We start from the raw sequence: 22,502 nt of genomic DNA on the forward strand, positions 1-22,502 counted from the left end.
CATGATCGAGTTTGGACACAGCACCCACGTCGGCCTGCGCCGCGAGCACAACGAGGACACCTACCAGGCCGATCCCGCATTGGGCCTGTGGCTGGTGGCCGACGGCATGGGTGGGCACGAGCACGGCGAGGTCGCCAGCGCCATTGCGCGCGACACCGTGACCCGCGAGGTGGCCAGCGGCACCGAACTCGTGCGCGCGATCCAATTGGCCGACGAAGAGATCATCCGCCACTCGACGCGACGCTCCGAAGCGCTGCCGATGGGCACGACGATCGCGGCCGTGCGCGTGGCCAAGGGCGACGGGTACGAGGTGGCCTGGGTCGGCGACAGCCGCATCTACCTGTGGGACGGCGAACTGCGGCAGCTCTCGCAAGACCACTCCTACGTGCAGGAACTCATCGCGCAAGGCGCGATCACTGCCGAACAGGCGCGCAACCATCCGCATCGCAACGTGGTGACGCAGGCGCTGGGCGTGACCGACCCGCAGGCACTGCGCGTGGAAAGCGTGCGCGGCGAGTTCAAACCCGGCATGCAACTTCTGCTGTGCAGCGACGGGCTCACCGAAGAGGTCAAGGATCCGGCCATCGCCGAAATCCTCGCGCGCAGCGACCTGGGCGCACAGGAATGTGTCGATCACCTGATCCTGGCTGCACTCGATGGCGGTGGGTCGGACAACGTCACCGTGGTGCTCGTGCGCAAGGTCTGACGTCGAGCGTTACTCGCGCCGCCACACGCACTGGCCCTTGGCCACCTTGTCGATGACCGCCAGGCGCGCCTCGTGCAGGGCCAACTCGGCCTCGCTGGCGCGCAGCAGCATCGGCCGCGCACCCACGTGGAACGAAGCCCGGCGTGCCACCGGAGTGTCGCCGGCCTCGTCACCGAAGCCGAGCGCACCCTGTCCCGCCGTGAGCGCAAGATAGACCTCCACCAGCAGGTTCGCATCGAGCAAGGCGCCATGTTGTTGGCGATGGCTGTTGTCGACATCCAGTCGCTTGCACAGCGCATCGAGGCTGTTGCGCTGTCCCGGGAATTTCTCGCGCGCCAGTTCCAGCGTATCGATGACCGGGTTGCGCTGCGCCAGCCGGATCTGCTCCATGCCGGCGCGCGCGAACTCGGCGTCGAGGAAGGCGATATCGAAACCCGCGTTGTGGGCGATGAGCTCGGCGCCGTCGATGAAGGCGAGAAACTCGGCGGCGACCTGCGCGAACTTCGGCTTGTCGCGCAGCGACTCGTCGCTGATTCCGGTCACCGCGCGCGCGCCTTCGTCGATCGCACGCTCGGGATTGAGCCAGGTGTGGAAGTCGCGTCCGGTACGCCGGCGCTGCACCAATTCGACGCAGCCGATCTCAACCACGCGGTGGCCGCGCTGCACTTCCAGGCCGGTGGTTTCGGTATCGAGTACGACCTGCCTCATGGCTCGCTCCCCATCGTGGCGAATGTCTGCGCGGCCGTGCGTGCGAGCACGTCGACGCGTTCGTTGTCGTCATGTCCGGCATGGCCCTTGACCCAATGCCAGCGCACCGCGTGCGACGCCAGCGCGGTCGACAGGCGCTCCCATAGGTCGCGGTTCTTGACCGGCTGGCGATCGCTCGTGCGCCAACCATTGGCGCGCCAGCGCGCCATCCACTCCTCGACACCGCGCTTGACGTACTGCGAGTCGGTGGTGAGATCGACCGTGCACGGGCGCTTGAGTGCCTCGAGCCCGGCGATCGCCGCCATGAGCTCCATGCGATTGTTGGTGGTCTGCGCCTCGCCGCCGCTGAGCTCGCGCTCGTGCGGCCCCGCGCGCAGCAGCGCGGCCCAGCCGCCAGGGCCAGGATTGCCCAGGCACGCGCCATCGGTGAACAGCTCGACGCGGTCGCGCGCGCTCGTCATGCGCTGCTGCGCCGGCTGGGCAGCGCCAGCGAGGGTCGCGCCGCCACCTGCGGGCGCCGCCGCCGCGGCCGCAGCGGCGTCAGGATCGTCTGCCGCTTGCTCGCCACGACGCGCCACACTGCACGCAACGGCGCCAACGCACCGTCGTCGACGCCCTGCGAGGGCCAGCACGAACCCAGGGTCGTTGCCGGACCGACTTCGAGCCCGGCGCCGGCCAGCAATCGGCGCACGCTTTCGGTGCGGCTCGCGGTCGGCGCTGCGAGTCCGCCGCGTGCCTGCCAATGCAGCCACGCCAGCCACGGACTCCAACGGTTGAAACCCAACCAGAGCAAGCTGCCGCCCGGCACCAGCACGCGGGCAAGTTCCGCCGGCAGCCCGTGCGCGGCCGGCAACACATCGCCGACGTGCTGCACGACCACGAACTGGAACGCATCACCCTCGAATGGCAGCGCGTCGGCGGCGCAGGTCACATCGCCGCCGAGCAGGCCATCGAGCGCATGCAGGCGCACCGCGCGCAGGTGGCCGACGTCGAGTTCGAGCCCACGCTGCGCCGCGCCTGGCTGCAGCACGAGGGCACGTCCGGCCGGTCGTTGCCGCGCGAGCTCGGGCACGCACGCCAGCTCGGCCTGCAGCAGCGCGCTCGTCTGCGGAAGTGCGAACAGGTTGTCGGGGCCAACGATCACGGGCAGGCATCCGGATTGCAGCGCACAGTGTAACGCGGACGCAGCGCGCCTAACGCGAGCTTAACGATTGCGCCGTGGCCGGCACCTATAGTCCGCCGCCTATGTCACTGCTCGCCCTGCCCGCTCTCGCCGACAACTACATCTGGCTGTGCGCCGATGCGGCCGGCAACGCGCTCGTGGTCGATCCGGGCGCAGCGGCACCCGTGCAGACGGCGTTGGCGCAGCGGGGTTGGTGCCTGCGCGCGATCGTGCTCACCCATCATCACGCCGATCACATCGGCGGCGCCGCACAGCTGGCCGATGCCACCGGCGCGCCGATCCACGCCCCCGTCGACGCGCGCATCGGCCGCGCCGATGTGCGCGTGGCCGACGGCGACCGCATCGAGCTGACGGGCGGTGCACTCGCCCTCGACGTGATCGCGGTACCGGGCCACACCATGACCCATCTCGCCTACGTCGGGCCTGATCTGCTGTTCTGCGGCGATACGCTGTTCAGCGTCGGCTGTGGCCGGATGTTCGAGGGCACACCCACGCAGATGCTGGCCTCGCTCGATCGGCTGGCCGCACTGCCGGGCACCACCCGGCTGTGCTGCGGCCACGAGTACACGCTCGCCAACTGCGCCTTCGCGCGCAGCATCGAGCCCGGCAATGCGGCGCTCGCCGCGCGCGAGGCCGCAGTGCGCGAATTGCGCGCACGCGGCGAGCCGAGCCTGCCCTCGACGCTGGCCGACGAGCTTGCCTGCAATCCGTTCCTGCGCGTGGATGCGGCCGCCATCGTCGCGGCGATTCCCGCCACCTCGCGTGTGGAGCGCTTCGCGCAGTTGCGCCGCCGCAAGGACGAGTTCCGGGGCGCTTCGACATGAAGGCCACGCGAGCGCCATTGCTGGCCACGCTGGCCGCGTCGTTGGCGCTGCTGCTCGTCGCCTGCGCACCGAACGCGCCGCGCGTCGCGGCGCCGACGGCCAGCGTGATCGAAGCGGCACCGTTGCCGGCGCCGGAACCCGCCAGCAAGCCCGCGCCGCCGGCAGCCAGCGCGGCCGACGCCGACCCGCCGTGGTCGCGCCTGCGCCAGCAATTCCAGATGCAGCGCTGCGACTATCGGCCACAGGTGCAGCACTGGCTGCGCGCCTACACGCGATCGCCGCGTCATTTCCAGGCCAGCTGGGAACAGGCCTTGCCATTCGTGCAACTGGTCACCGACGAGGTGGTCGCACGCAACCTGCCCGGCGAATTTGCGATGTTGCCCTTCGTCGAGAGCGACTACCAGCCACTCGCGCCACGCGGCAACGGCGCTGGTGGCATGTGGCAGTTCATGCCCGCCACCGCACGCCTGCAGGGACTCGCCGTCGGCCGCGACTACGACGCGCGCCTCGACGCGCTGGCCTCGACGCGCGCGGCGCTCGACCTCATCGGCATCTATTACGAGAAATTCGGCGACTGGCGCCTGGCCGACCTGGCCTACAATGCCGGCGAGTTCCGCGTGCGCAAGCTGCTCGGCGAACGCGACGGCAGCACGCTCAACGCCGACGACCTGGGCCAGCTGCGCCTGGACAAGGTCAGCCACGATCACCTGGACCGCCTGCTCGCGCTCGCCTGCATCATCGAGGACCCGGCCCGCTTCGGACTGAAGCTGCCGCAGGCCAGCGCGGCCACGCGTCTGGTTGCGCTCGAGCTCGACGCCCCGCTCGACCTGCGCGTCGCGGCGCGCCTGGCCGGGCTGCCGACCGATGCAGTGCGCCGCTGGAACGCGGCCTACCGCCACGACCGCATGGCCGCGGCCGCGCCGCTGCGCCTGCTGCTGCCGCAGGATCGTGTCGAGCGCTTCGAGGCCGCCTTGCCGGCGATTCCCGCCGAGTTGCGCAACGATTGGCACGAGGAAGTGGCCGGACGCAGCGGCCGCCTCGATGCCTGGGCCAGCACGGCCGGCATTCCCGCCGAGGCGCTCGCCGCCGCCAACGCGCTGGCGGTCGATGCCAGCGTGAGCCATCGCACGCGATTGCTGCTGCCCGGGCGCGAAATGCAGCGCTCGGCGCGCGCGAGCACGGGCGATGGCGGCGCCATCCACGTCGTCGCCGCCGGCGACACGCTGTGGAGCATTGCGCGGCGCCATGACCTGTCGCTGCATCGGCTGCGCGAGCTGAATCCCCATGCGCTGGGCACGCTGCGCATCGGCATGCGCCTGCGGCTGGCCGACGATGCCGCCACGGTCGATGCGGCCGCGCCGGGCGAGGCACTGCCGACGCGCGCAGGCGCCAGCCCATGACCGGCCGCGGCGTGCTGGTGCTGGCGCTGCTCGCCATGCCGGCCCTGCCCGCGCGCGCCGTCGAAGCCTATGCGCTGGAGGGACTGCTCCTGCTGCAGCCCGAGCAGGTGCTGCGCGAACGCGTCATCGATGGCGCCGCCGCCATGACTGACTATGTACGCGCCATCGGCACGGCCGCAGACCAGGTGATCTCCGCCGCCCCCCAGCCGCAGCGCGCGACCAGCGGCTACATCGTGCTCGCGGTGCGGCCCGGCGGGCGCAGCAAGGTGTGGCTCGACCTGTGGCCCCGGTTGCCCGCGCGTACCGAACAGGAACTCACCGCCGCGCTCGGCAAGGTGCCGCCGTTTGCGGTCGCGCGCGGCAGCGTGGTGTTCGCGCTCAGCATCAGCACCTGGGGCGCGGCGCCCACCACCCAGTCCCAGCCGCGCCCGGACGAGTGGACGCGCGCCCTGCGCGAGCTGGGCGGACCGGCGCACAGCGAGGCCGTGGTCGACGCGGTGTGGCCGGCACCGGAGTCAACCGCGCATTGAGACCACGAGGTCGTCGGCCGCGGCCGGTATCTGGCAGTCAGGCTCGACCGCAGCCGATGCCCGGCAGCGCCGTGCACGCACATGCGACCGCTCAGTCGCCGCGCAGGCGCTCTTCCATCCAGTCGCACATCGCACGCACGTCGCCATCGAGCGCGCGATCGCGCGCCATGAACGCCACCCGCGCGCGGATCTGCGCATGCGCCTCGCGCACCGCGGCGCCGGCGTGGAAATCGGCGGCATGCGCCAGCGCATCGGCGAGCGCGCGCACTTCGGCCTCGAATTGCGCGCGATCGGGATGCGTCGACTCGGGCGCGTTGCTGACCTTGGCGGCAAGACTGCGCCAATCGCCGCGCGCCGCCAGTGCGCGTGCCGCATTGAGCATGTCCTGGCGATAGTCCAGCGCCTGCGCCGCGGTGTACAGCTCCAAGGCGAGCACCTGGGCCAGGTCGTCGGTCATCTCCAGCACATGGCGGGCCTCGTTGGCGCCCATCGACACGTGGTCCTCGGCGTTGGCGCTGGTCGGCACCGAGTACACGCTGGCCGGATGGGCGCGCGTGGCGAGATCGTTGACGAGCGCCGCTGCGGTGTACTGCACGATCATGAAACCCGAGTCGGTGCCATCCTCGTTGCCGATCAGGAAGGCCGGCAAGCCGTCATTGGTGGCTGGATCGACGAGCTTGTTGAGGCGTCGCTCTGAAATCGAAGCCAGCACCGGGATCGCAGCCTTCACATAGCTCATCGCCAACGCGAGCGGCATGCCATGGAAGTGTCCGGCCGAGATCACCTGCTCTTCGATCGCGCGCGCATCGGCCGCGTCGGGGAAGATCAGCGGATTGTCGGTGACCGCATTGAGCTCGATGTCGACGATGCGGCAGGCCTGTGCGTGCGCATCGCGTACCGCGCCATGCACCTGCGGCATGCAGCGCAGGCAATAGGCATCCTGCGGCTGGTGCTTCTTGCCGCCACGGAACGGCTGGAAGCGCTGATAAAACGCCTCGCGGCCGTGGCGCTGCGAGGGTGGCACCCAGTCCCAACAGATGTCGAAACCGAGCGCCTGCTGCGCGGGTTCGCTCCACGCCTGGGCCGACCAGGTCCGAAAGCGCGGCACGAGGTGGTAGGCAATGTCGACCAGCGTCGACCCTGCGACGAGTTCGCGCAGATGCCGCGCGCTCGCCACCTGGCCCGGATGCGGACGCAGCGCATGCACTTCCTCGCGCAGCGCGCCGCTGCGACCGGCGAAGGCATCGAGCGTCATCGCCGCCGCAAGGTCGGCGCTGTCGAGCAGTTTGCCCAGGCGATCGAGCGCGAGCACCGCGGTGGCGAGCATCTGCGCGGTGCCGTTGTTGAGCGCGAGCCCTTCCTTGAACGACAGCCTGACCGGCGCCAAGCCCACGTGCGCCAGCGCCTGCGCACCCGGCACGCGTTCGCCGCCGACCCAGGCCTCGCCGCCGCCGAGCAGCACGATCGCCAGATGCGACAGCGGCGCCAGATCGCCACTCGCGCCGACCGAGCCCTTGCGCGGGATCAGCGGAATCACGTCGCGGTTGAGCAGCTCGGCGAGCGCCGCCAGCGTCGTCACCCGGATGCCCGAATGGCCACGCATGAGCGTGTTGATGCGGATCGCGAGCATCGCACGCACCACCTCGGCCGGAAACGGCTCGCCGACGCATACGGCATGGGTGATGATGAGGTTGTGCTGCAGCTCTTCGAGCAGGCTCTCGCTGCGCGGCTGAGGGTTGCCGCCGGGCAGCTCATCGCGCGCACGGTGCGCACCGAGCAGCTTGTCGGCGTTGCTGCCGAAACCGGTGGTGACGCCGTAGATCGGCTCGCCACAACGCACCTTGTCGCTGAGGAAATCGGCCGCGCGCTGCACGCGCGTGAGCTGATCGCCATCGAGCTCGACGCGCACCCCGCCGTGCGCGATGGCGACGAGCTGGTCGCGGGTGAGACTGTGGCCGTCGAGACGTATCGTGGACATGGCTGGGTTGGCTCGCTGGTCGACTGACAGGGGCGTGGTCGGTGGCGTCAGCGCGACGGCATGACGGCCGCCTGCTCGATTTCCACGCGCAAGGTGGCCGCCAGTTCGTTGCGGGTGACCTCGAACTGGTCCTGCTTGCGCAGGTCCTTGACCGTCACCGTACCCTTGGCGATTTCGTCGGGCCCGAGCACGAGCACGAAGCGGATGCCGGCGCGGTCGGCGTACTTGAACTGCCGCGCGAGCTTGCCGGGCTCCACCACGGCCTCGGTGTTGATGCCGGCGGCACGCAACTCGGTGGCGAGCTCGAGGTAGCGTGGCAGCTCGGCTTCGTCCATCTGCGCGACGAGCGCCTGCACCGTGCTGTGCGCCGCCTTGAGCAGGCCGGCCTCGCGCAGTTGCCAGTACAGGCGCGTGGCGCCGATCGAGATGCCCACGCCGGGCAGTTTCGACTTCGTGTAGTGACTGGCGAGGTTCTCGTAACGCCCGCCCGAACAGATCGAACCGATCTGCGGATGGTCGTTGAGCGTGGTCTCGTAGACCGTGCCCGTGTAGTAATCCAAGCCACGCGCGATCGACAGGTTGAGCGCGTAGTGCGACTCGGGTACGCCGAAGGCCCTGATGAGCGTGAGCACCTCGGCAAGCTCCTCGCGACCCTGCTCGAGCGCGGCATTGCCGCCGCCGAGTACATCGAGCCGGGCCAGCGCCTCGGCCAACGAGCGCGAGCGGAATCCGACGAAGTCGAGCAGCTGCGCCACCGCCGCGGCGTCGATGCCGAAGCCGTCGCCGGTCAGCGTATTGCGCACGGCGTCGAGGCCGCGCTTGTCGAGCTTGTCCACCTCGCGCAGCACCGCGCCCTGCCGTTCGGCGTCGCTGAGCCCGAGCCGCTCGAGGAAGCCGCGCATCAGCTTGCGGTTATTGAGCTGGATCGTGAACGGGCCGATATCGAGGTCGCGGAACACGTTGTAGATGACGGCCGGCAGCTCGGCGTCGTAGCGCACCGACAGGCCGTCCTTGCCGATCACGTCGATGTCGCACTGGTAGAACTCGCGGAAGCGCCCGCGCTGCGCGCGCTCGCCACGATAGACGCGCTGCATCTGGTAGCGCCGGAACGGGAACGCGAGTTCATGTTCGTGCTCGGCCACGTAGCGCGCCAATGGCACGGTCAGATCGAAGCGCAGTGCCAACTCGGGCACCTCGCCCTCGCGCGCCGCTTGCAATGCGCCGGTCGATTGCACGAAATACACTTGGCGCTCGGTCTCGCCGCCCTGCTTGGTGAGCAGCACGTTCGAGTACTCCATCACCGGGGTTTCGATCGGCAGAAAGCCGAAGCGCTCGAAGTTGCGGCGGATCGCATCGAGCATTGCCTGGAAAGCGACCTGGTCGAGCGGCAGCAGCTCGAGCACGCCAGGCATGGTGCGGGCTTGGGTCAGGGCCATCGGTATCCTTGCGCGGCAACGGCTGCGCAGCGGCGCAGCGGCGGAAAAAAGCGGCCGCAAAGCGTAGCAGATGGACGCGGTTGCAAGCCTCGCACGCTCCCCGATACAATGCGCGCCCCGCTGCAACGGCGGGCCGGATCGGGGTGTAGCTCAGCCTGGTAGAGCGCTACCTTCGGGAGGTAGAAGTCGCAAGTTCGAATCCTGTCACCCCGACCACTCTTGCCGAGCACTTGGGCCGCCCGATCAGGGCGGCCCAAGTCGTTTCCGGGCCCGACCTCCATCGCCCCGCGACCCGTGCTGGCGCCATGGGCGACCGCCGCGACGACGGCTTGCCCATTGCTGCAGATGCACACACCCGACCGGCTTCGACTGCGCCTTCCCTACGATCAAGAGTGATGCTAACGTCCAGCGACCTGCAAATTGAATGCCGGTTAACTGGGAACCTAGGGGGGAATCAATGAAGCTCCGTACTGCTGTGCGGGCGTCGACGCTTGCGTTGTTGACGTTCCTGATGCCGTCGCTGGCATCGCATGTGATGGCGGGCGACGGCAAGACTGCCGCCGACCCAAACGCGCTCGACACTCGCGGCGAGATTGTGATCGCCAGTGTGCCGACCGGCCCGACGGCCGTGAACGCGTACACCTTCAGCCAGTCGACCGGCACCTATACCGAAGTGGGCGGCGGCGCCACGACCCATCTATCCGGCGCAGTGGACGACGGCAAGGCAGAAGGCCTCAGCATCGGCTTCGGATTCGTCTACAACGGCAGCACCGTCACCCAGTTCAGCGTTTGCGCGAACGGCCACTTGGCGCTCGCTGCAACGATGGACTGCACCTACAACCGGTTGCCCATCAGCAATGCCGCGGCCTCGAACAACAACCTGGCGGCGCTCGGTTTCGACCTGAAGGGCTTGGCCACTGGCTCGGTTTCGTCCGAGGTCACCGGGGCGAGCCCGAACCGCGTCCTGACCGTGCAGTGGAAGGACTTCGCGGCCTACTACTCCGGCACCTCGACCGAAAGTTACAACTTCCAGATCAAGCTGCACGAAGGCAGCAACCAGATCGACTTCGTGTACGGCTCGTTTCTGAAGAACAGCACTGCCCGCACGCCGCAGGTCGGCATTCGCGGCGCCAGCAACGCTGATTTCCGCAATCGCACCACGACCACCGACTGGTCGGCTTCGACCGCCGGCACCACCAATACCGCGACGATGGCGCTGAGCACGAGCGTGCTGCCGAGCTCCGGACTGACGTTCACGTTCACGCCACCGAACTTCCCCCCGGCGATTACCTACACGGCGCTGGGCAATACGCTCAGCACCGCAGACCGCAGCCTGACTGGCGTGGCGATCACCGACGGTGACGGCGTCAACACCACACCGGGCACGGCGCCGCGCCTCTATTTCAAGCGCTCCGGCGATGCCAACACCTGGAACGACAACACCAGCGCCACCGACGGCTGGAAGTACGTCGAAGCCAACGGCGCGACCTCGCCGTTCGATTTCACGATCAACTACGCGCTGCTCAATGGCGGCAGCGGCGTCAGCGCCGGCCAGACCGTGCAGTACTTCGTGGTCGCGCAGGATCTTGCCGCAACGCCGCTGGTCGGCATCAACAATGGCAGCTTCGCCGCGGCCCCTGCGAGCGTCGCCCTCGACGCCAGCGCCTTCCCGATCGGCGGCAGCATCAACAGCTACCGGATCTCCGAACTCATGTCGGGCACCTACCAGGTGCCGGGCTCATATCCGTCGCTGACCAATGCGGGCGGCCTCTTCGAGGCCCTGAACGGCAACGTCCTGTCGGGCAATGTGGTGATCGAAATCGCCGGTGACCTGACGGCAGAAACCGGCGCGATCGCACTGAACCAAGCCGGCGAGCAGCCGGCCGGCAGCAACTTCACGATCACGATCAGGCCGACCGGCGCGGCGCGCGTCATTTCGGGCACGTCCGCGACCAGCACGGGTCTCATCGTGCTCAACGGCACCGATCGTGTCACGATCGACGGCTCGCTCAGCGGTGGTTCCGACCAGAGCCTCACCATCACCAACCTTGCGACCGACGGCGTCGTGATCTGGGTCCACAGCACGGCTGCCGGCAATGGTGCGACCGACAACACCTTCAAGAACTGCATCATCAACGGCGCTGGCACCACGGTCGCCGGCATCCTCTCCAGCGGCTCCACCTTCGGTGGCGATGCCGAGGCCGCGAACTCGAACAACATGATCCGTAACAATCTGATCGCCAAGGTGCAGAATGCGCTGTACCTGCGCGGCGGTCCCACCACGCTCGACGCGGGTTGGCTGATCGAGGGCAACACCTTCGGCTCGACGACCGTTGCCGACAAGCTCAGCTACCGCGGCATGCTGATCGGCAATGCTCAGGACTTCGTGATCGCCGACAACGTGATCATGGGCGTGACGACGGCCAGCACGTCGACGGCCAGCGGCATCCAGGTCGCGCTTGCCGTGGCGGGAGGCGAAATCTGGAGGAACCGGATCAGCGACATCAAGAACACCAACGCTACCGGTTACGGCAGCAACGGCATCTACCTTGCTGCCACGTCGACGGCCTCCAACCTCACGGTGGCAAACAACTTCGTCAGCGACGTCGCCTCGATGGGCTACGCGGCTGGCGCCGGCGCGGTCGACAACGGCTACGGCATCATGGTCGCCTCCGGTGGCGGCTACAACCTGTACTACAACTCGGTGCTGCTGGCGACCAACCAGACCAATGGCGGCCTGCCCGCGGCCATCAACATCGCCGCAGCCGTGGCGACCGGTTCGCTTGATCTGCGCAACAACATCTTCGCCACGACGCAGACCACGGGCACCCGTTACGCGATCTACAGCGGCGCGACGAACGCGGTGTTCTCGACCATCAACCACAACGACTATTTCCCTGGCACCGGCTCGGTTGGCTTCCTCGGCGCGGCGCGAGCCACGCTCGGCGACTGGCAGACCGCCAGCGGCCAGGACGCGAATTCGATCGCAGCCGATCCGCTGTTCGTGTCGACCACCGATCTGCACATCAGCGCAGCCTCGTCCCCCGTCGTCGACGCGGGCACGCCGATCGCCACGGTCATTTCGGACATCGACGGCGGCGTCCGCAGCGCGACCACGCCCGACATCGGCGCCGACGAAGTCAACGTGACGGCCCCGGTCGTGACCTCGAGTGTCGGCACTGGCTCCGGTCAGATTTCGCCACTCGGCTCGTTCAGCGTGACCGCAGGCGGACTGTTGGGCTTCGATGTCACGCCTGATCCCGGGTTCCAGATCGACAACATCGGTGGCAGCTGCCCGGGCACCTTGGTGGGCAACTATTTCACCGCCGGCCCGATCATGGGCGACTGCAACGTCGTGGCCAACTTCAAGGCAATCACCTGGACGGTCACCCCGAGCGTCGGCACCCCGTCCGGCACGATTTCGCCGAGCAACCCACAGACCGTGAGCAACGGCGGAACCGCCTCGTTCACGCTGACGGCCGATGCCGGCTATGAGATCGACAACGTCGGTGGCAGCTGCACGGGCACGCTCACCGGCAACAGCTACACCACCAACGCGATCACCGGCGACTGCACCGTCGTGGCCAACTTCAAACCTGCGCCGACAGGCACAGATCATGTGCGCATCAGCCAGGTGTATGGCGGCGGCGGCGGCGGCGCGGGTTACTACCTCTACGACTACGTCGAGTTGTTCAACCCCGGCACCAGCGCGGTGAGCCTGGCCGGCTACTCGCTGCAGTACGGCTCGGCGACAGGCCAATTCGGCTCCAGCGCAACCAACATCTACGCATTCCCGGCCGCCACCTCGATCGCGCCCGGCAAGTACCTGCTGGTGCAGCTCAGCAGTGCCGGCAGCAGCGGACTGGCCTTGCCCGTGACGGCTGACCTGACGACGACCAATCTCACCATGTCGGGGACCAGCGGCAAGGTGGCCTTGGCCAATGTCGTCACCGCACTTGGCTGCGGTGCCACGACCACGCCTTGCGCGCTGCCACACGCGAACATCGTCGACTTGGCGGCGTATGGAACTTCCAACAATGCGGAAGGCGGCGCGGCGATCAACAACGGCACGGCCTTGACCAACCAGCAAGGCGGCGTGCGCAAGGGCGCCGGCTGTCAGGATACCGACAACAACAATGCCGACTTCGACGTGCTTTCCGGCGCGGCCCTGGTGCCGCGCAACTCGGCAGCGCCGGCCAATACCTGCGGCGGCCCGGTGACCCACACCGTCACCCCAAGCGTCGGCACGCCGTCGGGCTCCATCTCGCCGAGCGCGGCGCAGACGGTCAACGACGGCGACACCACGACCTTCACGCTGACGGCCGATGCCGGCTACGAGATCGACAACGTCGGCGGCGACTGCGGCGGCACGCTCGACAGCGGCACCGGCGTCTACACCACCAACGCGATCACGGCCGACTGCAGCGTCGTCGCCAACTTCAAGCCCGCCGGCGGCGGCTCCGATATCGTGTGCAACGCGTTCAACCATGCGGTGATGCAGACCAGCAACGGCACCTACATCAACTGGGAAACCGGCGCATGGAGCGACACTGCGACCCTCGCAGGTGCCCATTTCAATCCGTATGGGTCGGCCAACCTCACCTTCTACTGGCCGTCACCCACGGCGAATGCGGGCGTGACCCAGGGCGGCACCTTTGCAGTGCTGGCGCTGGGCGCGACCATCGGGCCTGCTTCGACGTTTGCCCGAAGCGGTGCGCCGACTGCCTGGCGCGCCGGTGCGGACGGCTACCTCGGATTCAGCTTCGCCTGCAGCACGGCGCCGACTTGCTACGGCTACATGCACTTCACGACCACCTCCGCGAGCGGCTACCCGGCCACGATGGGTGACTATTGCTGGAACAAGGCCGGCAACGCGATCACGGTAGCGGTACCCGGTCCATTCCCGACGGTGACGCCGAGCGTGGGGTCAGGCTCGGGCACGATCTCGCCGAGCACGCCACAATCAGTCAACGTCGGTGGCACCAAGACGTTCACGCTGTCCCCGGCGGCCGGTTTCCATGCGCTCAGCGTCACCGGCACCTGCGGCGGCACGCTCACCGGCAATTCGTTCACCACCAACCCGGTGACGGCAAGCTGCACTGTCGTCGCGAACTTCGAGGCCAATCCGTCGGCAGCGATCACGCCGGCGAGTCTGTCGTTCACGGCGATCCAAGGCGCCTCGGACAGCAGCTCGATCAACATCGCCAATGTGGGTGGCGGCACGCTCACGTACTCCGTTGCGGAGAGCGCCACGCATCTGCCCACCATCCCCGCGGCCGCCAATTCGCCGGCCGTGCTGTCGCGTGACGGCAAGGTCTCGCCGGCGGTTGCGCCACGCGCCAACCCGCAGCCATTGGCCGTCGTCATCAACGAAGGCTTCGAGGACGTCCCGGGTCTGCTTTCCGGCGGCTGGATCGCGGCCAACCACAGTTCTCCGGTTGGTGCTTCGAGCTGGTCGCAGTGCGGCGGCACGGCGATCCCGCCGGCCTACGATGGCGATCCGAACTCCTGCGCCCTGGTCAATTTCAACAGCACCACGGGTGCGGGCACGATCAGTAACTGGCTGCTCACCTCGGAGATCACCTTCAACCCCGGTTCGACCGCGAGCTTCTACACGCGCACAGCCACCGGCGCGGGGTACGCGGACCGACTTGAGGTGCGCGTATGCGCGAGCGGCGACTGCACGAACTTCGGCACCGGTGCCACCGATGTCGGCAACTACACGACATTGTTGTTGACGATCAATCCGAGTCTGCAGTCCGGTCCCGACCCGACTGGCGTGAATGGTTACCCCGACACGTGGACCCAATTCACGCTGACGGGTCTGCCCACATCGGGCACCGGTCGCATCGCGTTCCGCTATTTCGTCACCAGCGGCGGCCCAAGCGGCGACAACTCCAACATCATCGGTATCGACCGACTGGTGGTGGACAATGGCACGGCTAGCGGCTGCGCGCTGCCGACCGACATTCCGTGGCTTAGCGTCAACCCGGCAGCGGGTTCGGTCGCGGCCGGTGCCAATGAGGACGTGACGGTCTCCGCGGATGCGGCCAGCCTTGCGGCCGGTACCTATACGGCCAACGTCTGCGTGGCGACCAACGATGCGGCCCACGCGATGACGACCGTGCCGGTATCGTTCACGGTGACCGCGAGCACCACGCCGCCGACGGTCAGCAAGAGCTTCACGCCGGATACCGTGTTCGTGAACCAGTCGAGCGTCGCAACGATCACGTTGAGCAACAGCGCGGCGACGCCAGCGGTACTGACGGCACCGCTGGTTGACGCGCTGCCGGGCGGCCTGTCCGTGAGCGGTGCCACCACCACCTGTCTGCTCGGTGTCGGTGGTTCGCGGCCTGCACCGATGGCTTCGGTGACCCTGCCCGCGGGAGCAACGATTCCCGCCAATGGTTCGTGCACGGTCGACATCACGGTGTCGACCAGCACTCCAGGCAGCTACGTCAACACGATCGCCGCCGGCGCACTGCAGACCGACCAGGGCAACAACGCGGCAGCCGCGACAGCGACGCTGACGGTCAATGCGTATCCGCCGCCGCTGGCGACGTTTACGCCGACCTCGTTCGCGTTCACGGTGCAGGCCGATCAGACCGCCACGGACACGCTCAACATCGCCAACGCAGCGGGGCATGATCCGCTGACGTTCTCGATCGACAGCCGCGCAGCCATGCTCCCACGCGCACGTGCCAGTGCCTTGACCGCGCGCGCCACTGCACCGCGCGTCAACCTGCAGCCCGTGAGCCTGGCCGCCGGTGGTCGCTCGGGTGGCAGCAGGCACGCTGCCGCTCACCGGCATGGCGACCACGCGCAGTGGGGATGACCAGGCTACGGACTCGATCGGCCTGGGCTCAGGATCATGGCCACCAAAGGCCGGTACGATGGTCATCAACCGCTTCGCGGTGATCGAGCAGTGACGATCAGCCAGCATCGATCATGTGGCCATTGCCGTCGAAGGCGGCACCATGATCGGCGCACAGCCCAACCTGTTAGTAATGCTACGACGATACGCCGATGGTGACCCGTGAACGCGGTACGTGTGGGCAGCGACCAGCTCGGCGACGATCGCGAGCGAGGACGCGTTCGAGACCTGCACCACGAACCGTGCGGTGCCCGGCGCAGGCGACGTCTACCTCGGCTTCGTCGACCAGCCGGGCGCTCGCAGGCGGTTACACGCCGCGTTACTGCCAGCGGCGATCGATGATCAAGACTCGGTCAGCTGGCATGTCAATGGGTTGCCAGCGCCGCCACTGAGCCGATGTCGACAACCTCGGCGCAACAACGACATGGTCGACGTGATCGACGACTTCGGTCTGGCTGGCAACTGGCTCATCCGCGCCACCGCGACCAGCGGTGGTGGCAGCACCTGCACGGGTGCGGTGCTGAGCTGGATGAGCGCGAGCCCGGCCAGTGGCACGGTCAATGGCGGCGCCAGCACCGCGGTGACGATCACGGTCAACCCGGCGGCAGGCAGCCTGATCCCGGGCAGCTACAGCGCCGAGCTGTGCGTCACCACCAACGACCCGACCCAGACCCTGGTCGCGATCCCGGTCAGCGTGACGGTCACCGCACCGCCGCCGGCGTTCTGCAACGGCGGTACCGACGAAGTCTTCTGCGATGGCTTCGAAGTCAGCAGTGTGTGCCATCGTCGCAACATCAACCGTGCTGGTGCAGGATGGTGACGGCAGCACGTTCGACTTCGTGGCGGGCCCAGTTCGGAGACGCCTACGATGCCGGGGCGAGTGGATGCGCCAGCATCTGCGACCTGACGGCATGTATGTGTACTGGTACGGCGACGCGGCGTCGCTGGCGGTCGGTGGCGTGAGATGACGCGGAGCGGCACGGGTTTGCGCGATTATGCACTCGGGCGACACGATCGGTTAAACTCGACGATCAGTGCCGCGTCGATTCCGATGGCGAACTGGATCGGTGGTACCGACGGTTACATCGGCATCGCGTTCGAGAACGAGGACACCGGTGTGCTCAACTATGGCTACATCCACATGACCACGGGTTCGCCGGACGGCTATCCGGCGCAGTGGCTGGAGTACGCCTACGACAAGACCGGCGCGGCGATCACGATTCCCTGATCACGCGACATCCGGCTTCACTTCGACGGCCCCGGCGACGGGGCCGTTTTTTTTGCAGCACCATCTGCGCTGTCGGCGACGGCAGACCCATGCCTCAACCGGCACCGGCAATCGGCAATGGCGGAAAAACGCCCGCTACCCCACGCGCCGGGCACCGAAGCGAGCTGGCGTGGCGCCGCTTCATCCGCCGACGACCGCTATCATGACGCTCGCGTCCTGGAGGATTTCGGCATGCCCAACCCGCTCCGCTGCTGTCTGTGGCTTCCGCTGTGGCTGTCCACCGCCGTTGGTGCCGGCACCGGTCCATCACCGACGCCGACGCCGGTGGCGATCGAGCTACGCGTCGACGTCAGCGACATCGACCGCAACATCCAGCGCGTCGAGCAGCACATCGCGGTCGAGCCGGGCCCGCTCACCCTGCTCTATCCGCAATGGATCCCCGGCCACCATGCGCCGACCGGCGCGATCAACCAGATCGCGGGCCTCAGCCTGCGCAGCGGTGATCGCGTGCTGCGCTGGCAACGCGATCCGACCAACATGTATGCGTTCCACGTCGACATACCGCCGGGGGCGCAGGCGCTCGACATCGAGTTCCAGTACTTCTCGCCGACCGCAGCGAACCAGGGGCGCATTGCCACCACGACGCAGATGCTGGCGCTGCAGTGGCATCGAGTCGTGCTGTATCCGGCCGGTCGGCCAGTGGCGCAGATCCCGGTGCAGGCACAGGTACGCCTGCCGACGGGCTGGTCGTTCGCGAGTGCGCTCGATGGCGCGCAACGGAGTGGCGACACGGTGCGCTTTGCGCCGACCACGCTCGAAACCCTGGTCGATTCGCCGCTGTACGCGGCACGCCATCTGCGCAGCTTCACGCTCGATGACGGCAAGGCACCGGTACGCCTGCAGGCGATGGCCGACTCGCCGGATCTGCTCCAGGCCACGCCTGCCGTGCTGGCCGCGCACAAGGCGCTCGTGAGCCAGGCTGACCGCGTGTTCGGCGCGCGTCCGTTCGCCCACTACGATTTCCTGCTCGCCACCTCGGCGCAGTTCAGCGCCATCGGCCTCGAGCACCTGCAATCGAGCGAGAACGGTCAGCCTGCCGGCTACCTGCTCGGCGAATCGCCGTTCATCGACAATGACCTGCTCGCCCACGAGTACGTGCATGCGTGGAACGGCAAGTACCGCCGCCCCGTACTGACGGCAACGCCCGACTACAACACGCCGATGCGCAACGAGTTGCTGTGGCTGTACGAGGGACAGACCCAGTACTGGGCCTTCGTGCTGTCGGCGCGCGCCCGCCTGCGCAACGCCGAACAGACCCAGGCCGTTCTGGCCATGCTCGCCGCCACCGCGCAGCACCGCAGCGGTCGTCGTTGGCGTGACCTGCAGGACACCGTCAACGAGGGCATCATCGAGTTCAACGACGCGCCGCAGGCTTGGGAAGACTGGCAGCGCAGCTACGATTTCTACGACGAGTCGGTGCTGCTGTGGCTCGATGTCGATGCACGCTTGCGCGAGCTGTCGGCCAATCGTCGATCGCTTGACGCGTTCGCTCGCAGCTTCTTCGCCGGCGGTCCCAGCCCACGCACGCTGTCGACCTACCGCGAAGCCGACATCGGCGCGGCCCTGACGCAACTGCACGCCGGCGAGGACTGGCCAGCCTTCCTGCGCGAGCGCCTCGATGCCCATGCCGACTACACGGCGGCGGCGCTCGCCCGCGCGGGATGGCGACTGTGCTATCGCGCCGAGCGCAACGCGGCCATCGCCGATGCCGAAGCGGCCCATGATGTCAGCGACTTCAGCTATTCACTGGGGTTGCGGATCGCCAACGCGGATGGCCGCCTCGATGCCGTGCTGTGGGACAGCCCCGCCTGGCGCGCCGGACTCGCGCGCGACACCTACCTGGTGGCCGTCAACGATACGGCCTGGAACCGGCAGCGCGTGCAACAGGCCCTGCTCGCCGCGCAGCGTGACGCGACACCGATCCGCCTGCTCGTGCGGCGTGGCGACGACTACCGCACCGTCAGCCTCGAATACCGCGACGGCCCGCGCGAGCCGTGCCTGGAGCGCATCACCGGCACACCGGATCGTCTCGGCGCGATCCTGCAGGCACGTTGAGGCCGCAGGTGCCAACGACTGCGCCATCGCCCACCGCGGGTACCGCGCGCGGCCCGCTGCTGACGCAGGCAGTGCTGGCGCCAATGCAGGATGCGGCCCGCAACGGCGCCAGCACGTGGACGGCTTCGTTCGACCTCGGCCGCAGCGAGGAGTGCGTCAGGCTTGCCACGACTGGCTGGTGTTGGCGCGGCGCCGACTATCCGTGGCCTGCTGCGCTGCGCGAGCGGACCATCTACGCCTTCGACGGCGAGGAATTCGTCGCCATCCAGCGCTACGACCGCTCACTGATCAAGCTCGTGCCGACGCAGTGGGGCGCGCCGACCTTCGAGATCGATGGCATCAAGATGCTGCCGAGCGCCGAGCTGTCGCCGTATGCCGACGCCCAGCGCAAGGCGGCCCTGGTGGCGCCGCGCGGCAAGGTCATCCTCGACACCTGCGGCGGCCTCGGCTACTTCGCCTGCGCCGCCATCGAAGCGGGCGCGACGCGCATCGTCTCGTTCGAAAAGAACGCCGACGTGCTGTGGCTGCGCACGCTCAACCCGTGGTCGCCCGATCCATGCGACGCGGCGCTCGCCGATCGCCTGCAACTCATGCACGGTGACGTCACTGCCCACATCGGCGACCTGCCCGCCGCGTCGTTCGATGCGGTGCTGCACGATCCGCCACGTTTCGGCATCGCCGGCGAACTGTATGCGCAGGCCTTCTACGATGCCCTCGCGCGCGTGCTGCGCCCGCGAGGCCGCCTGTTCCACTACACCGGCGCGCCCAATAGCCGACGCGGTGGCCGCGACCTGCCCGGCGAAGTGGCGCGGCGGCTGACCAGGGCCGGCTTCGCCTGCGAACGCGCGCTCGACGGCGTGCTGGCGACCCGCCGCGCGCCGCGCTGAGCACGGCGACGCCTTGCAGCGATGGAACGGCGGCAGCGGCGCGGCGCCTGCAATGACTGGCTGTCGACCACACGCCGCGGCAGCGTCGACCCCGCTGTCGCGCGCGCCGCTTCAGTCGCCGCGGCGCGCCAGCATGATTTCACCGCGCACGGGCTGGCCCACCTCCATGCGCACGGTCAAGGGTTCGCGCCGCACGTCGCTGAAACCGGCCGCGAGCAACTGCTGCTCGAGCTGATCGGGTGCGTGGCGGTAACGCCCGGTTTGCGGCGGCAACTGCGTGTCGGCGCCATCGCTGGATTCGACCGAGAACACGAAATGCCCACCCACGGCGAGGCGGTCGTGGATGGCCGCGAACACCGGTTCGAGCCTGGCGACGTAGACGAATACGTCGGCCGCCAGCACGAGATCCCAGCGCTGCTCGCTGCCGCGCAGGAACTCGAGCAGTTCGGCTGCATGCAGCGCGCGATAGATGCCCTTGGCACGGGCCTGGGTCAGCATGCGCTCGGACAGGTCCAGGCCATCGATGTTGCGCCCCGGCGCGGCCAATTCGGCAGCCATGAGTCCGGTGCCGCAGCCCAGATCGAGGACTTCCTGCGCGCTGGTGACGCCGCTGCGTTCGAGAAACTGCGCGATCGTTTTCGGCGTGCCATAGGCCAGCGCGTCGACCAGCGTCGATTCGAAGCGCGGCGCGAAATCGTCGAACAGCTTGCGGATGTAGTCGGTCTCCACGGCCTCGGGCAAGTGACCATCGATCGCGGCAAGAAAGTGACGGATGAACGGATTGTCGGGATCGTGCGTGGCCGCCCGTTCGTAGGCGGCGCGCGCTCCGGCCACGTCGTTGTCGCGCAGGCGCGCCTGAGCCAGCCACATCCACGTCTGCGGATCGGCCTCGAGCTTCTCCAGACGCTTGATCGCGTTGCCGGTCTGGCCCGCATTGAGCAGGGCAACGGCGTGCTCGAGTGCGACATCCAGATCGTTCGGCGCCAGCCGCAAGGCGCTCGTCGCGCTGTCGAGCGCGGCCGGGTACAAGCCCAGCGCATTGCGTGCCGACGTCAGATCGCGCCAGGCTTCGAGCAGGTCCGGCGCAGCGCCGACCACGCGCTCGAGCACCGCGATCGCCTCGCGATGCCGGTCGAGCCGGCGCAAGGCCTTGGCGCGATGCAGTTCGAGCGCAGTGTGACCCGGTGCCAGGCCCAGACCACGGTCGAACGCATGCAGTGCGTCGGCGACAGCACCACTCTCGAGCTGGGCCAGGCCCAGCGCGTTCCACGCCGCCGGCTGCTGCGGCGCCAGCTCGCTGGCCTGCCGCGCATGGCGCAGGGCGTCATCGTTGCGACCTGTCTTGCGCAACGCGATCGACAGGTTGATCGCCATGTTGGCGTTGTCGACGCGCGTCGTGCACCGCGGCTCGAGCAGATCGACCACTTCGGCGTGGCGCCCCTGCTGGAGCAGCAGCCCCGACAGCGGCAGCGCGGCGTCGATGCCGGCGGCCAGGCACTGGCGATAGCCGGCTTCGGCCTCGCCAAGATGGTTGGCGCGGTGCAGCGCAAGGCAGGATTCGAGGCGTGGGTCGGCCATGGGCGGTCATCTGCGGGTGGCGAGCCGCCAAGGTTAACGCATGCGCGGGGCGAACTGGCGGCGCCGCGCGCGTTCAGGCCCGATGGGCCAGCGCGAAATCGAGTGCGGCCCGCACCGCGGCCACCTGGGCGGCATTGCACTGCGCCGGCGTGGCCCGCGGGCTGTCGGGGTACACCTCGGTCGTCGACCGGTACGGTGCCGCGGTGATGCCGGCGCACAGACCCAGCTCGCGCAGCGCGTAGCGGATCACGCCCGGTGCGACCACGGGCGAACCGATGATCTCGTCGTTCGCATCGGCGGGCGCGATATGCGTCACCTGCCCGACCGCTGCGATGATTGCATCCTGGAACGCAGGCTGCGGTCGCTCGGTGTCATCGACCACGTAGAAACCGTCGGGGATCGTGCCGGGCTCGAAGGCCTTGCCGTCACGCGCCGCCAGTGCCGGGCGGAACTCGGTTTCGTCGCTGTCGGTGGTTTCGTGCAGGTCGATGTGCACGAGACAGTGCTGGCGCAACGGCGCCACGAGGTCCAGCAGCGCGGCCGATTCCGCGCAGGGGCTCGGTTCGCGGAACGAACGGTTGGGGTCGATCGCCTGCGGGTTCCAGCGATGGACGCGCTCATAGGCCCACGGGCTGATGCAAGGCGCGACGAGCACGTTGAGCCGCCCCGCGTAGTCGCGCAGATGGCTTTGCGCGAACTGCAGTGCGCCGTGCACGCCGCTCGTTTCGTAACCGTGCACGCCACCGGTCACCAATGCACAGGGCAGCGCCGGATCCCAGCCACGGTTGCGGATCGCATGCAGCGCGAAGCGCTGTCCGGCGTAGTCGAGCACACCATACTCACCGACCTCATGTTCGCCGCGCAGGCGTTCGATCGCAGGCACGACTTCATCGAAATAGCTGCGCTGGCGGCGCTGGCTGGCCAGCCACTGCGCGCGCTCGGCGTCGCCCCACGGCTGGCCCGGCGTTCCGATCGGGTAAAACCTGTCCATCGCGACGATCCCCATGACGACTGGCAGCGCATGACTCTAGCACTGCCGCGGCACCCGCCGTTTG

At 68.3% G+C, this 22,502-nt stretch carries 16 protein-coding genes and 1 tRNA gene; 10 read left to right on the forward strand and 7 right to left on the reverse strand.

Annotated elements, in window-relative coordinates; genetic code table 11:
* Position 1: 1 nt before the first annotated feature.
* Complete coding sequence (locus KF903_RS07255) at positions 2–706, forward strand: protein phosphatase 2C domain-containing protein (RefSeq protein WP_291213087.1); 705 nt, start codon at positions 2–4, stop codon at positions 704–706.
* 9 nt (positions 707–715) lie between these two features.
* Here KF903_RS07255 and dnaQ read toward each other — a convergent pair whose 3' ends face one another.
* The 3 genes from dnaQ to KF903_RS07270 are packed head-to-tail and all read right to left on the reverse strand — an operon-like array spanning position 716 to position 2,558.
* Positions 716–1,414 (reverse strand): DNA polymerase III subunit epsilon, encoded by a 699-nt coding sequence (gene dnaQ, locus KF903_RS07260; RefSeq protein WP_291213090.1) that lies wholly within the window; start codon positions 1,412–1,414, stop codon positions 716–718.
* Entirely contained in the window at positions 1,411–1,875 is a 465-nt protein-coding gene (rnhA, locus tag KF903_RS07265) for a ribonuclease HI (protein ID WP_291213093.1), read from the reverse strand. The genes dnaQ and rnhA overlap by 4 nt, the downstream gene beginning before the upstream one ends.
* Complete coding sequence (locus KF903_RS07270) at positions 1,872–2,558, reverse strand: class I SAM-dependent methyltransferase (RefSeq protein ID WP_291213096.1); 687 nt, start codon at positions 2,556–2,558, stop codon at positions 1,872–1,874. Before KF903_RS07270 ends, rnhA begins: the two co-directional genes overlap by 4 nt.
* Positions 2,559–2,659: 101 nt before the next feature.
* Here KF903_RS07270 and gloB point away from each other — a divergent pair, with 101 nt between their 5' ends.
* The 3 genes from gloB to KF903_RS07285 are packed head-to-tail and all read left to right on the forward strand — an operon-like array spanning position 2,660 to position 5,351.
* Positions 2,660–3,421, forward strand: coding sequence for a hydroxyacylglutathione hydrolase (gene gloB / locus KF903_RS07275; RefSeq protein WP_291213099.1), 762 nt, complete (start codon positions 2,660–2,662; stop codon positions 3,419–3,421).
* Positions 3,418–4,821 carry a lytic transglycosylase domain-containing protein gene (locus tag KF903_RS07280; RefSeq protein ID WP_291213102.1) on the forward strand — a complete coding sequence of 468 codons (1,404 nt, stop codon included), beginning with the start codon at positions 3,418–3,420 and terminating at the stop codon, positions 4,819–4,821. Before gloB ends, KF903_RS07280 begins: the two co-directional genes overlap by 4 nt.
* Positions 4,818–5,351 carry a hypothetical protein gene (locus tag KF903_RS07285; RefSeq protein ID WP_291213105.1) on the forward strand — a complete coding sequence of 178 codons (534 nt, stop codon included), beginning with the start codon at positions 4,818–4,820 and terminating at the stop codon, positions 5,349–5,351. The genes KF903_RS07280 and KF903_RS07285 overlap by 4 nt, the downstream gene beginning before the upstream one ends.
* Positions 5,352–5,442: 91 nt before the next feature.
* Here the strand turns inward: KF903_RS07285 and KF903_RS07290 are convergent, their stop codons facing one another.
* Both KF903_RS07290 and hisS read right to left on the reverse strand, forming a co-directional pair.
* Positions 5,443–7,329: an aromatic amino acid lyase gene (locus KF903_RS07290; protein ID WP_291213108.1), complete on the reverse strand. Its 1,887-nt coding sequence runs from the start codon at positions 7,327–7,329 to the stop codon at positions 5,443–5,445.
* A gap of 47 nt (positions 7,330–7,376) precedes the next feature.
* Positions 7,377–8,765, reverse strand: a complete 1,389-nt coding sequence (hisS, locus tag KF903_RS07295; RefSeq protein WP_291213111.1) for a histidine--tRNA ligase — start codon at positions 8,763–8,765, stop codon at positions 7,377–7,379.
* A 139-nt stretch (positions 8,766–8,904) separates the two neighbouring features.
* On the opposite strand from hisS, the gene KF903_RS07300 reads away from it, so the two are divergent.
* The 6 genes from KF903_RS07300 (at position 8,905) to KF903_RS07325 (ending at position 19,869) form a co-directional block, all read left to right on the forward strand.
* Positions 8,905–8,981: transfer RNA gene (locus KF903_RS07300), tRNA-Pro, on the forward strand.
* Between the two features lie 412 nt (positions 8,982–9,393).
* A complete protein-coding gene (locus tag KF903_RS07305) occupies positions 9,394–15,600 on the forward strand; it encodes a choice-of-anchor J domain-containing protein (protein WP_291213114.1) in 6,207 nt (2,068 codons plus the stop codon).
* Between the two features lie 214 nt (positions 15,601–15,814).
* The gene (locus KF903_RS07310; protein ID WP_291213117.1) at positions 15,815–16,459 is read left to right on the forward strand and encodes a hypothetical protein; all 645 of its coding nucleotides are present in this window, start codon (positions 15,815–15,817) and stop codon (positions 16,457–16,459) included.
* Positions 16,460–16,690: 231 nt separating this feature from the next.
* A complete protein-coding gene (locus KF903_RS07315; protein WP_291213120.1) occupies positions 16,691–16,867 on the forward strand; it encodes a hypothetical protein in 177 nt (58 codons plus the stop codon).
* 231 nt (positions 16,868–17,098) lie between these two features.
* On the forward strand, positions 17,099–18,982 hold the full coding sequence (locus KF903_RS07320) for a peptidase M61 (RefSeq protein WP_291213123.1): 1,884 nt from the start codon (positions 17,099–17,101) through the stop codon (positions 18,980–18,982).
* 83 nt (positions 18,983–19,065) lie between these two features.
* Complete coding sequence (locus tag KF903_RS07325; RefSeq protein WP_291213382.1) at positions 19,066–19,869, forward strand: MnmC family methyltransferase; 804 nt, start codon at positions 19,066–19,068, stop codon at positions 19,867–19,869.
* A gap of 111 nt (positions 19,870–19,980) precedes the next feature.
* Here the strand turns inward: KF903_RS07325 and KF903_RS07330 are convergent, their stop codons facing one another.
* Together KF903_RS07330 and KF903_RS07335 are read right to left on the reverse strand one after the other, a co-directional pair.
* Positions 19,981–21,447: a tetratricopeptide repeat protein gene (locus KF903_RS07330; protein WP_291213125.1), complete on the reverse strand. Its 1,467-nt coding sequence runs from the start codon at positions 21,445–21,447 to the stop codon at positions 19,981–19,983.
* A gap of 73 nt (positions 21,448–21,520) precedes the next feature.
* The gene (locus tag KF903_RS07335) at positions 21,521–22,438 is read right to left on the reverse strand and encodes a M14 family metallocarboxypeptidase (protein WP_291213128.1); all 918 of its coding nucleotides are present in this window, start codon (positions 22,436–22,438) and stop codon (positions 21,521–21,523) included.
* Positions 22,439–22,502 lie beyond the last annotated feature (64 nt).

The sequence above is a fragment of the Dokdonella sp. genome, assembly GCF_019634845.1.
Lineage (GTDB): Bacteria > Pseudomonadota > Gammaproteobacteria > Xanthomonadales > Rhodanobacteraceae > Dokdonella_A.

What these genes read in the sequence shown, in the direction of transcription:
- KF903_RS07255 (WP_291213087.1), top strand. Translation starts at nt 2, where the DNA reads ATGATCGAGTTTGGACACAGCACCCACGTCGGCCTGCGCCGCGAGCAC.
- dnaQ (WP_291213090.1), bottom strand. Translation starts at nt 1,414, where the DNA reads ATGAGGCAGGTCGTACTCGATACCGAAACCACCGGCCTGGAAGTGCAG.
- rnhA (WP_291213093.1), bottom strand. Translation starts at nt 1,875, where the DNA reads ATGACGAGCGCGCGCGACCGCGTCGAGCTGTTCACCGATGGCGCGTGC.
- gloB (WP_291213099.1), top strand. Translation starts at nt 2,660, where the DNA reads ATGTCACTGCTCGCCCTGCCCGCTCTCGCCGACAACTACATCTGGCTG.
- KF903_RS07280 (WP_291213102.1), top strand. Translation starts at nt 3,418, where the DNA reads ATGAAGGCCACGCGAGCGCCATTGCTGGCCACGCTGGCCGCGTCGTTG.
- KF903_RS07285 (WP_291213105.1), top strand. Translation starts at nt 4,818, where the DNA reads ATGACCGGCCGCGGCGTGCTGGTGCTGGCGCTGCTCGCCATGCCGGCC.
- KF903_RS07290 (WP_291213108.1), bottom strand. Translation starts at nt 7,329, where the DNA reads ATGTCCACGATACGTCTCGACGGCCACAGTCTCACCCGCGACCAGCTC.
- hisS (WP_291213111.1), bottom strand. Translation starts at nt 8,765, where the DNA reads ATGGCCCTGACCCAAGCCCGCACCATGCCTGGCGTGCTCGAGCTGCTG.
- KF903_RS07315 (WP_291213120.1), top strand. Translation starts at nt 16,691, where the DNA reads ATGGCGAACTGGATCGGTGGTACCGACGGTTACATCGGCATCGCGTTC.
- KF903_RS07320 (WP_291213123.1), top strand. Translation starts at nt 17,099, where the DNA reads ATGCCCAACCCGCTCCGCTGCTGTCTGTGGCTTCCGCTGTGGCTGTCC.
- KF903_RS07325 (WP_291213382.1), top strand. Translation starts at nt 19,066, where the DNA reads ATGCAGGATGCGGCCCGCAACGGCGCCAGCACGTGGACGGCTTCGTTC.
- KF903_RS07330 (WP_291213125.1), bottom strand. Translation starts at nt 21,447, where the DNA reads ATGGCCGACCCACGCCTCGAATCCTGCCTTGCGCTGCACCGCGCCAAC.
- KF903_RS07335 (WP_291213128.1), bottom strand. Translation starts at nt 22,438, where the DNA reads ATGGACAGGTTTTACCCGATCGGAACGCCGGGCCAGCCGTGGGGCGAC.